This is a genomic window from Bradyrhizobium sp. URHD0069 (genome assembly GCF_000701345.1).
GTDB lineage: Bacteria > Pseudomonadota > Alphaproteobacteria > Rhizobiales > Xanthobacteraceae > Bradyrhizobium.
In genome coordinates, this window is record NZ_JNIJ01000018.1 from 125,347 (window position 1) to 138,870 (window position 13,524).

The 13,524-nt window shown below is 62.5% G+C and carries 13 protein-coding genes and 2 pseudogenes; 13 read left to right on the top strand and 2 right to left on the bottom strand.

Annotation, left to right across the window (positions count from 1 at the left end):
* The first annotated feature begins 169 nt into the window (after positions 1–169).
* From N554_RS0112680 to N554_RS42995, 9 genes are all read left to right on the top strand, one after another.
* On the top strand, positions 170–616 hold the full coding sequence (locus tag N554_RS0112680; RefSeq protein ID WP_029583805.1) for a CoxG family protein: 447 nt from the start codon (positions 170–172) through the stop codon (positions 614–616).
* Between the two features lie 144 nt (positions 617–760).
* The gene (locus N554_RS0112685; protein ID WP_029583806.1) at positions 761–1,246 is read left to right on the top strand and encodes a (2Fe-2S)-binding protein; all 486 of its coding nucleotides are present in this window, start codon (positions 761–763) and stop codon (positions 1,244–1,246) included.
* Positions 1,247–1,279: 33 nt separating this feature from the next.
* Positions 1,280–2,086 carry an FAD binding domain-containing protein gene (locus N554_RS0112690; protein WP_029583807.1) on the top strand — a complete coding sequence of 269 codons (807 nt, stop codon included), beginning with the start codon at positions 1,280–1,282 and terminating at the stop codon, positions 2,084–2,086.
* 37 nt (positions 2,087–2,123) lie between these two features.
* Positions 2,124–3,035 carry an AAA family ATPase gene (locus tag N554_RS0112695; RefSeq protein WP_029583808.1) on the top strand — a complete coding sequence of 304 codons (912 nt, stop codon included), beginning with the start codon at positions 2,124–2,126 and terminating at the stop codon, positions 3,033–3,035.
* 102 nt (positions 3,036–3,137) lie between these two features.
* A complete protein-coding gene (locus tag N554_RS0112700; RefSeq protein ID WP_029583809.1) occupies positions 3,138–4,337 on the top strand; it encodes a vWA domain-containing protein in 1,200 nt (399 codons plus the stop codon).
* An 11-nt stretch (positions 4,338–4,348) separates the two neighbouring features.
* Positions 4,349–4,672 (top strand): XdhC family protein, encoded by a 324-nt coding sequence (locus N554_RS0112705; protein ID WP_029583810.1) that lies wholly within the window; start codon positions 4,349–4,351, stop codon positions 4,670–4,672.
* Between the two features lie 2 nt (positions 4,673–4,674).
* Complete coding sequence (locus tag N554_RS0112710) at positions 4,675–5,367, top strand: XdhC family protein (RefSeq protein WP_029583811.1); 693 nt, start codon at positions 4,675–4,677, stop codon at positions 5,365–5,367.
* On the top strand, positions 5,364–6,971 hold the full coding sequence (locus N554_RS0112715; RefSeq protein ID WP_029583812.1) for an NTP transferase domain-containing protein: 1,608 nt from the start codon (positions 5,364–5,366) through the stop codon (positions 6,969–6,971). Before N554_RS0112710 ends, N554_RS0112715 begins: the two co-directional genes overlap by 4 nt.
* A 547-nt stretch (positions 6,972–7,518) precedes the next feature.
* A complete protein-coding gene (locus N554_RS42995; protein WP_029583813.1) occupies positions 7,519–8,982 on the top strand; it encodes an MEDS domain-containing protein in 1,464 nt (487 codons plus the stop codon).
* A 199-nt stretch (positions 8,983–9,181) separates the two neighbouring features.
* Here N554_RS42995 and N554_RS0112725 read toward each other — a convergent pair whose 3' ends face one another.
* A complete protein-coding gene (locus tag N554_RS0112725; RefSeq protein ID WP_029583814.1) occupies positions 9,182–9,928 on the bottom strand; it encodes an SDR family NAD(P)-dependent oxidoreductase in 747 nt (248 codons plus the stop codon).
* Between N554_RS0112725 and N554_RS0112730 the strand changes: the two genes are divergently transcribed.
* The 4 genes and pseudogenes from N554_RS0112730 to N554_RS0112745 all read left to right on the top strand — a co-directional run bounded on the left by N554_RS0112730 (position 9,885) and on the right by N554_RS0112745 (position 12,952).
* Positions 9,885–11,003, top strand: a complete 1,119-nt coding sequence (locus N554_RS0112730; protein WP_371259484.1) for a LysR family transcriptional regulator — start codon at positions 9,885–9,887, stop codon at positions 11,001–11,003. The two genes, N554_RS0112725 and N554_RS0112730, sit on opposite strands and share 44 nt — an antisense overlap.
* Before the next feature lie 6 nt (positions 11,004–11,009).
* Positions 11,010–11,132 (top strand): annotated as a pseudogene (locus tag N554_RS39875) (DUF2000 domain-containing protein); the annotation flags it as partial.
* A 171-nt stretch (positions 11,133–11,303) separates the two neighbouring features.
* Positions 11,304–12,605 (top strand): sulfite oxidase, encoded by a 1,302-nt coding sequence (locus N554_RS0112740; RefSeq protein WP_051677469.1) that lies wholly within the window; start codon positions 11,304–11,306, stop codon positions 12,603–12,605.
* Entirely contained in the window at positions 12,605–12,952 is a 348-nt protein-coding gene (locus N554_RS0112745) for a cytochrome c (protein WP_029583817.1), read from the top strand. The genes N554_RS0112740 and N554_RS0112745 overlap by 1 nt, the downstream gene beginning before the upstream one ends.
* A 389-nt stretch (positions 12,953–13,341) precedes the next feature.
* On the opposite strand, the pseudogene N554_RS40970 reads toward N554_RS0112745, so the two are convergent.
* Positions 13,342–13,524: pseudogene (locus N554_RS40970) on the bottom strand (IS110 family transposase); the annotation flags it as partial.

Here is a 13,524-nt window from a genome sequence, read left to right on the forward strand (position 1 = left end):
TCCGCAAAAGTGGGCACCGGTTTTGCGATAAGAATACGCGCACCCTAGAACGAGCATTTTCTTTCTGCAAACCGGTTTCCACTTCCCGGAAAATGCTCCCTGTGCCCTTCCTTTTCGGTCGGGCGTGCTTTACTTGGGGGCAACAGGCGAAGCGATCCGGAGGCACCCCATGGCCATGACGATGAATGGTGAAGTCCAGCTTGCGGCGCCGCGCGAGGCCGTGTGGACCAAATTGAACGATCCGGAAGTGCTCAAGGCCTGCATCCCCGGCTGCGAGGAATTGGAGAAAACCGACGAGAACAGCTTCCGTGCGGTCGCCAAGATGAAGGTCGGGCCGGTGTCGGCCCGCTTCAAAGGCCGGGTCACGCTGAGCGATCTCGATCCGCCGAACGGCTACAAGATCTCGGGCGAAGGCGAGGGCGGTGTTGCCGGCTTCGCCAAGGGCGGCGCGACGGTGGCGCTGGCCGAAAAGGACGGCGGCACTTTGCTGAGCTACGACGTCGAGGCGCAGATCGGCGGCAAGCTCGCCCAGCTCGGTCAGCGGTTGATCAACGGTTCGGCCAAGAAGCTGGCCGATGAGTTTTTCGCAAATTTCGCCAAGGCGGTGCAAAGCTAATTCTTGTCGGATCCTGCTAAGTCATATCAAGCTATGCCCCAGGCGAGGTTGCTCATTGCCGGGATGGCCCATATTATGGCTTTGGAATGATTTTAATGACTCTGCGGCTGTGCAACGCAGCGGTGCAGACGAAGAGAGTGCTGAATGGCCAAGATTTCCCTGATCGTGAACGGCAATCCCGTCAATGCCAATGTCGACTCCCGCACATTATTGGTGCAGTTTCTGCGCGAAAATCTGCGGCTGACCGGCACCCATGTCGGCTGCGACACCTCGCAATGCGGTGCCTGCGTCGTGCATCTCGACGGCAAGGCGGTCAAGTCCTGTACCACGCTTGCGGTCATGGCTGACGGGCACGAGGTCAAGACCATCGAGGGCCTCGCCCCCGACGGCGCGCCGCTGCATCCGATGCAGGAGGCGTTCCGCGAGCATCACGGCCTGCAATGCGGTTTCTGCACGCCCGGCATGATCATGGCAGCGGTCGATATCGTCCACCGCAAGGGCCATGATCTCAGCGACCACACCATCCGCGAAGAGCTCGAAGGCAATCTCTGCCGCTGCACCGGCTATCAGAACATCGTTCAATCGATCGCGGCCGGCGCCAAGGCGATGGCGAACTCCGATCTCGCGTAACTGATGTCAGCGCACGGCGGTTAGGAATACCTCATGTACGAATTCAAATATCATCGTCCGGCGACCGTGCGGCAGGCCGCCAATCTCTTGGTCAAGAATGAAGACGCCAAGGTGATCGCCGGCGGCCATACCTTGCTGCCTGTGATGAAGCAGCGGCTCGCCAGTCCGCCGCATCTGGTCGATCTGTCCCACATCGAGGGGCTCGATTCTATCGAGATGAAGGGCCGTTCGCTGGTGATCGGCGCCACCGCAAAGCATGCCGATGTCGCGGCTTCGGCCATCGTCGGCGAGGCGATCCCGGCGCTCGCCGAACTCGCGGGCATGATCGGCGATCCCGCGGTGCGCCACAAGGGCACCATCGGCGGCTCGCTCGCCAACAACGATCCTACCGCCGATTATCCCGCGGCGGTTCTTGCGCTCGGCGCGACCATCGTCACCAACAAGCGCCGCCTGAAACCCGAAGAATTTTTCCAGGGGCTGTTCACGACCGCGCTCGAGAGCGACGAGATCATCACCAAGGTGATGTTCCCGGTGCCGAAGAAGGCGGCTTACGTCAAATTCCGCAATCAGGCCTCGCGCTACGCGCTGGTCGGCGTGTTCGTGGCCAAGCGTCCGTCGGATGTGCGTGTCGCCGTCACCGGCGCCGGCTCCGAAGGTGTGTTCCGCGTCACCGCGTTCGAAGAGGCCTTGAAGAAGCGCTTCTCGCACAAGGTGCTCGACGGGCTGACGGTGCCGGCGGAAGGGTTGAACAGCGATCTGCATGGCAGCGCCGAATATCGCGCGCATCTGATCGCGGTGCTGGCGCAGCGCGCCGCCGAAGCCGCGAACGCCAAAGCGTGACATTGCGAATTCCTGCGGCATCAAGGCTGGCTTTCCCATGATTGCATCGGCGTCGCCTTCTTCCGTCGATGCGATGCTCGAACTCCTGACCTCGCGCGGCTATCTCGCGGAGCGCTCGCTGGCGACGGTGACCTATCTGTCGCTGCGGATGGGGCGGCCGCTGTTTCTCGAAGGCGAGGCCGGCGTCGGCAAGACCGAGATAGCCAAGGTGCTGTCGGCTGCGCTGGGACGAAAACTCATTCGGCTGCAGTGCTACGAAGGCCTCGACGTCGCCTCCGCGGTCTATGAGTGGAATAGTGCGGCGCAGATGATCGCGATCCGGCTTGCGGAAGCCGCCGGCGACACCGATCGCGATCAGTTATCATCCGATATTTTCGCCGAGCGCTACCTGATCAAGCGGCCGTTGCTGCAGGCGCTGGAGCCGGACGTGGCCGGCGCGCCGGTTCTCTTGATCGACGAGCTCGACCGCGCCGACGAGGCGTTCGAAGCCTTTCTTCTGGAAATTCTCAGTGATTTCCAGGTGACGATACCCGAACTCGGCACCGTGAAAGCACCGCAGCCGCCGATCGTCATCATCACCTCGAACCGCACCCGTGAAATTCACGACGCGCTGAAGCGCCGCTGTCTATATCACTGGGTTGATTATCCCTCGGCCGAGCGGGAGCTCGCGATCGTCAAATCGCGCGTACCCGGTATCTCCGCAAAACTGTCGCAGCAGGTTGTCGATTTCGTGCAGGCGCTTCGCGAGCAGGATTTTTACAAGTCGCCAGGCGTTGCCGAGACCATCGACTGGGCCACGGCGCTGACCGAACTCGACGCCCGCTCGCTGACGCCGCAGGTGGTGGGCGATACACTCGGCGCGTTATTGAAGTACCAGGACGACATCGCGCGGATGCAGGGCGAGGCGCTGCAGAAGGTTTTGAAAGAGGCGACGAACGAGAAGAATTAGTTGTCGTCATTCCGGGGCGACGCGTTAGCGTCGAACCCGGAATCTCGAGATTCCGGTCTGGTCCCTCGAACCATCCCGGAATGACGAAGGTAGAGTTGTCCGATGGCCATTGATCACCTCGCTCCTCCAACCGGCCTGATCGCCGACAATGTCATCGGCTTTGCCCGCGCGCTGCGCGCTGCCGGGATTCCGGTCGGGCCGGGGGCTGTCATCGATGCGCTACAGGCGCTGCGCCTGATCGAGATCGGCAGCCGCGCCGACGTGTTCACGACGCTGGAAGCCATCTTCGTCAAGCGTCATGAGCATGCGCTGATTTTCGCGCAAGCCTTCGACCTGTTCTTCCGCGCCGCCGAGGACTGGAAGCACATGCTGGATTCGGTGCCGCTGCCGGATCACGCCAAAAAGAAACCACCACCGGCCTCGCGCCGCGTGCAGGAGGCGCTGTCGCAACCGCACATGAGCGAAACGCCGCAGGCCCAGGAGCAGGAACTCAGGCTGTCGGTGTCCGACAGGGAAGTGCTGCAGAAGAAGGATTTCGCGCAGATGAGCGCGGCCGAAATCGCGCAAGTCACGCGCGCCATTGCGAACATGAAATTGCCGCAGGCCGAATTGCGCACCCGCCGCTATCAGCCTGACGCGCGGGGCTTGCGGCTGGATATGCGCCGCACCCTGCGCGGCTCCTTGCGCACCGGCGGCGACATCATCGATATCCATCGCCTCGGGCGGATCGACAAGCCGGCGCCGATCGTGGCTTTGCTCGATATATCCGGTTCGATGAGCGAATATACCCGGCTGTTCCTGCATTTCTTGCATGCCATCACCGACGCGCGCAAGCGTGTGTCGGTGTTTCTGTTCGGCACCCGGCTGACCAATGTGACGCGGGCGCTGCGCGCGCGCGATCCCGACGAGGCGCTGGCAAGCTGTTCGTCGGCGGTGGAGGACTGGGCCGGCGGCACCCGCATCGGTACCTCGCTGCACACCTTCAACAAATTGTGGGGCCGGCGGGTGCTCGGGCAGGGCGCGATCGTGCTTCTGATTTCGGACGGCCTGGAGCGCGAGGCGGACGCAAAACTGGCGTTCGAAATGGACCGGCTGCACAGATCCTGCCGCCGCCTGATCTGGCTCAATCCGCTGTTGCGCTATGGCGGCTTCGAGGCCAAGGCGCAGGGCATCAAAATGATGCTGCCGCACGTTGACGAATTCCGCCCGGTACATAATTTGAGTTCAATCGAGGGGCTGATCGCAGCACTTTCCTCCGTGCCGCCGCCGCATCACCGCAGCCTGATCCGCTCCGCAGCTTGAAAGAGGCTCCCATGCTCAATCGCGACGAAGACATTCTCAAAGCGGCTGAGGACTGGCAGAAGGCCGGCCACGGCGTGGCGCTGGCGACCGTGGTGGAAACCTGGGGCTCGGCGCCGCGGCCCGCCGGCTCGAGCCTCGTGATCAACGATGACGGCACGTTTCTGGGTTCGGTTTCCGGCGGCTGCGTCGAGGGCGCGGTCGTCACCGAAGCGCTCGATGTGATCGCGAGCGGCAAGCCGAGGATGCTGGAATTCGGCGTCGCCGACGAGACCGCGTGGAATGTCGGCTTGTCGTGCGGCGGCACCATCCGCGTGTTTGTCGAGAAGGTCGGGTAATCGTGAAGCTTGAGACGCTTGCGCAAGTTAATGTCGAGCGCGCCGCGCGGCGGCCGGTGATTGTGGTCACCGATACCGCCAATGGCGAGCAGCGGCTGGTCAAGGCCGCCGACATCGCAACTGATCCGCTCCGCTCCGATCTCGCAAAGCAATTGCGGATGGGCAAGAGCGGCATGATCGAGGCCGCCGGCAAGAAATTGTTTCTCAACGTCTACGCGCCGACCGCCAAGCTCGTCATCGTCGGCGCCGTTCATATCAGCCAGGCCTTGGCACCGCTGGCACGCTCGCTGGACTATGACGTGACGGTAGTGGATCCGCGCACCGCCTTTGCCAGCCCCGAACGATTTCCGGATGTGCCGCTGATTGCGGAATGGCCTGACGTGGCGCTGCCGCCGCTCAACATCGATCACTACACGGCGTTCGTGGCGCTGACGCACGATCCCAAGATCGACGATCCGGCGCTGCTGCACGCCTTCGAGCGCGACTGCTTCTATATCGGCGCGCTGGGCTCGCGAAAGACCCACGCCAAGCGCGGCGAACGCCTCACGGCGCAGGGCGCAAAGGATAGCGATATCGCCCGCATTCACGCGCCGATTGGCCTGCCGATCGGCGCAGTCTCGCCGTCCGAGATCGCGGTGGCGATCATGGCCGAGATCACCGCGCAGCTGCGGCTGCCGAAAGAAGCCGCGGCATGAAGTTCGGTCCCGCCAGTCCGGCTGACGCGATCGGTGGCGTCACCGTTCATACGCTGCGGCAGGGTTCGCTGGTGCTCAAGAAAGGTACCACGATCGGCCCCGCCGAAGTGGAGACACTGACCCGCGCCGGCGTCAAGGAAATCGTCGTGGTGCGGCTTGAAGAAGGCGACGTTTCCGAAGATGTTGCGGCAGCCAGCATCGCCCGGGCCGTCGCCGGCGATGGCATCCATGTCGAACGCGCCTTTACCGGCCGCGCCAATTTGTTCGCGACCAAGGCCGGCGTGCTGGTGGTCGACCGCGCGAAAGTCGATCGCATCAACGGCGTCGATGAAGCCATCACCTTCGCAACGCTCGCCGCCTTCAAGCCGGTGGTCGAAGGCGAGATGGTTGCAACCGTCAAGCTCATTCCGTTCGGAGTCGAGGCGAAGCTGCGCGATGCCGCGGTGGCGGCGGCAGCCGGCGGCGGTGCGTTGCGGATCGCGCCCTACGTCATCAAGCGCGTCGGCATCGTCTCGACATTGCTGCCGGGTCTGGCGTCGAAGGTGGTGGAGAAGACCTTGCGGGTGACGGTGGAGCGGCTGGCGCCTGCGGGCGCCACGATCATGGCCGAGCGCCGCGTCCCTCATGATGAGGGCGCGCTGGCGGCCGCGATCAAGGAATTGCTCGGTCTCGGCGCGGAACTGGTGATCGTATTCGGCGCCTCGGCGATTGCCGACCGGCGCGACGTGATTCCGGCGGCCATCGCAGGCATCGGCGGCGCCATCGAGCATTTCGGCATGCCGGTCGATCCCGGAAACCTGCTTCTGATCGGCAATGCCGGCGGCGTGCCGGTGCTGGGCGCGCCGGGATGCGCCCGCTCGCCGGTCGAGAACGGTTTTGATTGGGTGCTGATGCGTTTGCTCGCAGGCCTCAAGGTCACCCGCGCCGAACTCACCGGCATGGGTGTTGGCGGGCTGTTGATGGAAATCGTCACGCGGCCGCAGCCGCGCGAGAGTCTTGCCACCGACAGCAACCGCAATATCGCCGCGGTCATTCTCGCAGCCGGGCGCTCCACCCGGATGGGCGGTCCCAACAAGCTGTTGGCCGAACTCGGCGGCATGCCGCTGGTCCGAATCGTGACCGAGCAGGTGCTGGCGTCGCAGGCGTCGGATGTGATTGTCGTGACCGGTCACCAGGCCGAGCAGGTCGAGAAAGCCCTGCTGGGCCTTAAAGTGAAATTCGTGCGCAACCCCGATTTCGCGGAAGGGCTGGCCAGCTCCGTGAAGGCCGGCATCGCCGCGGTGCCGGCCAACGCCGATGGTGCGGTGATCTGTCTCGGCGATATGCCGCTGATCTCTGCGCATCTGATCGACCGGTTGATCGAAGCCTTTGCGCCGGATCGCGGCAATCTGATCGCGGTGCCCGTCAGCGATGGTAGGCGCGGTAATCCGGTGCTGTGGTCGCGGCGGTTCTTTAGCGAATTGATGACGCTCGACGGCGACATCGGTGCCCGGCATCTGATCGAGAAGCACAGTGAGGCGGTGGCCGAGGTGCCGGTCGAAGGCCACGGCGCCTTTCTCGATATCGACACGCCGCAGGCGCTCGAGGCCGCGCGGCGGTCCTAGAGCATAATCCGGAAAAGTGGGAACCGGTTTTCCCCCGCGACAAACGCCCAGGCGTTTGCGAGGAGATCATGCTCAAACAAAGAGATGAGATCATGATCCGATTCAATCTGATCGGATCATGATCAAATTCCGCAGCGCGGCGAAATGACGCGATGTTCCATCAGGGGAAAACTTTTTCCCCGAAGGGGGTCGAGCCTCATGCCTTGCGTAGTGAGGGGAGGCGGTGTCGCGCATGACGGGATATCCGCCGGCGCGCGGTAGAAGCGGCATTCCAACACCGCATCAAGATCAGTTCTCAGCAAAGGACGCTACGCAATTGGCCTTCGAGCAACGAACAGGAGCCTTGGCGCCTCATCTGCCACGGGCGTCGGTGGACAAAAGCGACGTCTTTTGATAAATAACTCCATGTTGAACGGCAGAGATCGCACGGTCTAACGAACATTGCCGCGGACCGAACCTGATCCCATTCGCGGATGGCCGGCACGCATTGTGTCTCTCCACAACATTGGCGGCAAATCCGGCAACAGTCCCAAGCTGAAAATTGGGGATGACCGCGATGGCACCCGAGACGCGCAAAACCGGAATCGACATCGTTGGCGACATGCCCTGGGGCACCCACTTTTGTCTCTTCTACGAGACAAAAGAGGATCTCCTCGGCACGTTGATCTCATACTGCAAGACTGGATTGGAGAGCGGGGAGTTCTGCCTGTGGGTTGTTGCCGAGCCCTTGACGATCGAAGAAGCCATAGATGCGCTGAAAGACGCGGTGCCTGACCTTGATCGATACCTCGCGGATCCCAGTATAGAAATTGTCTCAGCCCGCGACTGGTATCTGCAGGGTGGCACGTTTGATCTCAAGAGAGTAACAGGCCGTTGGCATGAGAAACTCGCTCGCGCATCGGCCAGAGGTTACGCCGGCGTGAGAGTGACCGGGGATACGGCCTGGTTGGAAAAGAAGGACTGGAAAGACTTCTGCGAATACGAAGAGGGTCTCAACGAAGCTGTCGCCAATCAGCGCTTGGCCGTGCTGTGCACGTACCCACTTGCGGCCTGCGGAGCTGTCGAAATCCTGGATGTGGTGCGTACACACCAGTTTGCCCTGGCAAAGCGACATGGGAGTTGGGACGTCATCGAGACCGCCGGGCACAAGCAAGCCAAGGCCGAAATCAAGCGGCTCAATGAGGAACTCGAACAACGTGTCGTGGAACGGACCAGCCAACTGATGATGGCCTCGGAAGCGTTGCGCGAGGCGCAGACAGAGCTCGCGCACGTCAATCGCGTCACGACGATGGGGCAGCTTGCGGCCTCGATTGCGCATGAAGTCAACCAGCCGATCGCCGGAGTGGTCACCAACGCCGAAGCGGCTTTGCGCTGGCTTGGCGGCCAACCTCCTGATCTGGAGGAAATTCGGCACTCCCTCGATGAGATTATCAAGGACGGCAATCGAGCCGGCGACGTTATCGGCCGGATACGCGCCCTCATCAAGAAGGTGCCGCCGCGGAAGGATGGCTTGGAGATCAACGAAGCGATCCTTGAGGTCATTGCCCTGACCCATGGCGAAGTGGTCAAGAACAGCGTCTCGTTGCAGACGCAACTCGCGGCCGGCTTGCCGCCCATTCAAGGAGATCGAGTCCAACTGCAGCAAGTGATCCTTAACTTGATCATCAACGCTGTCGAAGCGATGAGCGGCATCAGCGAGGGGTCGCGAGAGTTGCTGATCGGCAGCGGGAAAGATGGATCGAGCGGGGTGCTCGTCGCCGTGCAGGATTCCGGCCCGGGACTGAACCCGGAGAGTTTTGACCACCTGTTCGACGCATTTTACACGACCAAGCCCGGCGGCATGGGCATGGGACTATCGATCTGCCGTTCGATCGTCGAAGCTCACGGGGGACGGATATGGGTCTCTCGCACTGCCGGCCCCGGCGCGACCGTTCAGTTCACCCTGCCTGTGGGTGAGAGTGTGCAACGTGAAGCTACGCTCGTCGTCGCCTCCCCAGCATGTGAACGGTAATCTGTCGTTCCAGAGGAACTCTCGGGCCTCAAGTCCGGCATGGGTCTCGTGTCACGAGTACTGCCGGTCCACACCCGCGGTGCGCAACGAAGCGGTCGAAAGCGGGCGGCGTCCGGACGCAGCGAACGCTGCGACAAGGGTGCATGGGTGAGACCGCCCCTTGTCCGGGCGCGGAGCAAACCTCCGGGCCCGGACAGGATCAGTTAGCGGTTTTACCGCCGTCGACATTGAGGACGTGGCCGGTGATGTATGAAGCTTCGTCCGACGCGATGAAGACGATCGCGTTGGCAAGCTCCTCGGAGAGCCCGAGGCGACCCATCGGAACACTCGTCACCAGAGCCGCCTTGTTCTCCGGCGTGCCCGTAAAACGGGTCAACATGCCGGTGTCCGTAGGACCGGGCGCCACGCCGTTCACACGAATTCCCGACTTGGCGATCTCGAGCGCCACCGACTTGGTGATGCCTTCGACGGCATGCTTGCTGCCGACGTAGACAGAGGCCCCCGCTCCACCCTCGTGCCCGTAGGTCGAGGAGATGTTGATAATGCTACCGCTGCCCTGTCCTTGCATGACGCGCACTTCGTGCTTCATGCTCAGGATCACGCCTAGAACATTCGTGTCGAACGTCGCGGCATAGCTTTCCGCGGTCTGGTTCGTGATCGGGCCAACCTGGCCTTCGGTGCCGGCATTGTTCACCGCGACATCGAGACGGCCAAACCGTGCGACGGTCTGGTCGACCAGAGCGCGGACGTCATCCTCCTTGCGGACGTCGGCGTTGATGAACTCGGCCTCCGAACCGAAAGAGCGCAGCTCCTTAACGAGCGCCTTGCCGGCCTCATCACGCCGACCGGCAACGACCAAGTTCGCGCCCTTCTTGGCGAAGGCGACGGCGGCGGCGCGACCGATGCCGGTCAAGGCGCCAGTGATCAACACTACTGGGTTGCTCATTTGTAAATCCTCGCAATTTGCTGCCCTACCGGCAGAGTATGGAACTGGACCCTCTCGCCTTGGTTTAGAGACCGAGAGCAGTCGCAGGTGCTTTCGTGAAAGCCATGTAGGCTTCACTGGCGCCCATGAAAAAGACTTTGTAAGCTGGGGGGCATGCCTTGCAGATATGGAAAGCGTTATGGAGCTACGGCACCTTCGCTATTTCATCGCGGTCGCCGAGGAGGGCAGCCTGACGCTCGCGGCCGAGAAAAGGCTGCATACGGCGCAGCCTTCTCTCAGCCGCCAAATCCGCGATCTCGAGTACGAAGTTGGCGTCCAGTTGATGAACCGCAGCGTGCACGGCATCGAATTGACCGCCGCAGGCCAGGCCTTTCTCGACCATGCCCGGCTGGCGCTGGCGCAGGTCGATGCCGCGCTGGAAACGGCGCGCAGGACCGCACAGCCCGCAAGAAAGACGTTCGCCATCGGCTTCCAAACCGGTCACGAGATGAACTGGCTGCCGCGGGCAATGCATGTGCTGCGCGACGAGTTGAAGAACATCCAGGTCACGATCTCGAGCGACTATTCGCCGGACCTCGCCGAGGCGCTCGTCCGCGGCCGGCTCGACGTGGCCTTCATGCGCGCCGAGCCAACCTTCGACCTGTGCTACGAGGTGGTAGACCACGAGCCGCTGATCGTCCTGATGCCGAGCGACCATCGCCTCACCAGCCGCGAAGCGATTCACCCGCGGGAATTCGTGGGCGAGATCTTCATCGGCGGTTCGAACAAAGCCACAGTGCTGCGCGCCGTAACCGAGGACTATCTGCGCCGCTGCGGGCTCGACATCAAACTGGATCACGGTGTGGACAATTTAGCGATGGCCATGTCCTTGGTTGCGTCCACCCGCGGGTTGGCGCTTATGCCCGCCTATGCGCAAAATCTGCTGCCGTGGTCCGTGGTTAGCCGTCCGCTGGAGGGTGAAGCGCCAACGATCGATCTGGCTGTGGGTTACAGCAAGGCAAATACCTCGCCGATCCTCAAGCTGTTCCTCTCCAGAATTGATGACTTGGGAGCGCTTTCGTTGCCGCGGTATTGAAGCTACGCCTCGATCCGCGAGGTGGTGAGGGCGATGATTCGCGCCGAACTCAATCTGGTTGGCCTTGCGATGCGCGCCGAGCGCAAGGTGATCGACAAGATCGTGGACGGGCTGAAGTTTCACAGCTAGCGCGTGGACCGATAAATTCAGGGCGGTCGGCGGACGTCCGCTATGAGTCTGCACCGTCCCGCCAGCGGCTGCTCTGGCGATCTTGCGGCAAGGCCGCAAAACGCTAATACTCACGCGAGTCGGGGAAGTCCGGCCAAAAGCAGGATCGGGCAATAAAGGGGGAGGAATACCATGGCGCGGGGACCCGGGCGAAATCCGCCGAACGGCAAGAGCTTCGATGGCAGCCGCCGCCGATTTCTGGGCAGCGCGAGCTTGGCTGCGACAGGGGCCATCATCGGCGGCGCGCTACCGCTCGCTGGAAACGGCGGCGGCATTCCTCAAGCCCACGCGCAGGCTGCTCCGGCCGCCGCGCCCGCCGCGTCCAAGGGACCGCAACATCTGAAATTTCCCGGCAAGAACGAGGGGCTCGTCGTGCTCGGCGAGCGGCCGCTGGTCGCCGAGACGCCTGAAAGCCTGCTCGATGACGAGACCACGCCGATCGATAAATTCTACATTCGCAACAACGGGCAGATACCCGAGGAGACGAAAAATCCCGAAGCCTGGAAAATCACCATCGACGGTGAAGTCAACAACAAGATCGAGATCACGCTCGGCGAGCTGAAATCGAAATACAAGGCCGTGACGCGGCGCATGGTGCTGGAGTGCGGCGGCAACGGCCGCGCGGCGTTCTCGCCGCCGGCGCGCGGCAACCAATGGACCAATGGCGGCGCGGGATGCGCCGAATGGACCGGCGTACCGCTCGCCGATTTGCTGAAGGCGGCGGGCCTGAAGCCGAGCGCGAAATACACGGCGCATTATGCGGCCGATCTGCATCTGTCGGGCGATGCCGGCAAGCCGACCATTTCGCGCGGCGTGCGCATCGAAAAGGCGATGGACCCCAACACGATGATCGTGTGGGGCATGAACGGCCAGCCGTTGCCGAACATCCACGGCGGGCCGGTGCGCCTGGTCGTGCCGGGCTGGGCAGGCTCGGCGTCGCAGAAATGGCTGACGCGCATCACCATCCGCGACCGGGAGCACGACGGCCCCGGCATGACGGAATTTTCCTATCGCCTCGCCATCAAGCCCATGGTGCCCGGCGACAAGGCCGACCCGGCGAATTTCCGCATCCTGGAATCGATGCCGGTGCGCTCGATCATCACCAATCCCGCGAACGGCGCGAAGTTCGCGGCCGGCATCAAGGAGCTGAAACTGCGCGGCGCATCCTGGGCCGGCGATCTCATGGTCAGGCAGATGGATGTCTCGACCGATTTCGGCGCGACCTGGCAGCAGGCCAGGCTGGAAAAGCCGAAAAACAAATATGACTGGCAGCGCTGGACCGCGACCGTGAAGCTGCCGAGCGACGGCTATTTCGAAATCTGGGCGCGCGCGACCGATTCAAAGGGAGCGATGCAGCCGCATCTGGCCGGCTTCTGGAATCCGCAAGGCTATGGCGGCAACGCCATGCACCGCATCGCCGTGCTGGTCGGGTGATGTTGCGCTTCGCGTGGCGCGCATTGGCCGGACTGCTTTGGATAGCGCCGGCCATCGCCCAAACAACCTTCACGCCGCGCGACGAAAGTCCGGAGGATTTTGCTGCAGGTACAGGCCGCGATGAAACCTTCTACGCCTGCACCGCCTGCCATGGGTTCAAGCTGGTGGCGCAGCAAGGCATGACGCGCGCGCAGTGGGAGGATTCGATCAAACTGATGATCCGCCGCCACAACATGCCGCCGCTCGATGACAAGGACCGCGAAACGGTGCTGAACTATCTCGAGGGCGCCTATCCCCCGCGCGCGCCAACGGGTCGCGGAGGCTGGCAGAACCCGTTTGCCAAGTAGCCATCTTTAGAAGTCGTCGGAGCGCCAGCTCAAAGACCGCGACTGTGTGCCAGAAGCGGCCGTTCTTAGATCGATCGTGATGACCATGCCGCCTATCTCGTGTGCGCGGCGGTGCGAATTTGTTGAACCGGATCAATCTGATTTGGGTAGTCCAGTCCTGTTCGCAAAAATATTCCGCTTCCCGTTTGACCCAAATCAGACTTACAACTCCCGCCGTCCCGGCCCTCAGAGCAACTGTGCTGAAGGTAGACCGGTGAATCGGCCGGGCTCAAGGCTGGCGCTGGGCGCCACCGCCTTCGGCGGCTGACGGCCTTGACCCCGCCCGCTCACCGGTCTGTTGGCTTTACATCGCGCTCGGTCGAGGATCGAGCGCGATGTAGACGCGCTCATTAGGCGACGGCGTAGCGGCTGGGATCCCATTTCTGTCGACGTGCGATCAGGATATTGAGGATGACGATCAACTTGCGCATGCAAGCGACGAGCGCAACCTTCGGCTCCTTTCCTTTGGCAATCAGGCGGTTGTAAAAGGCCTTGAGCACCGGGTTGTTCTGCGTGGCTGCGCCGAGACAGGG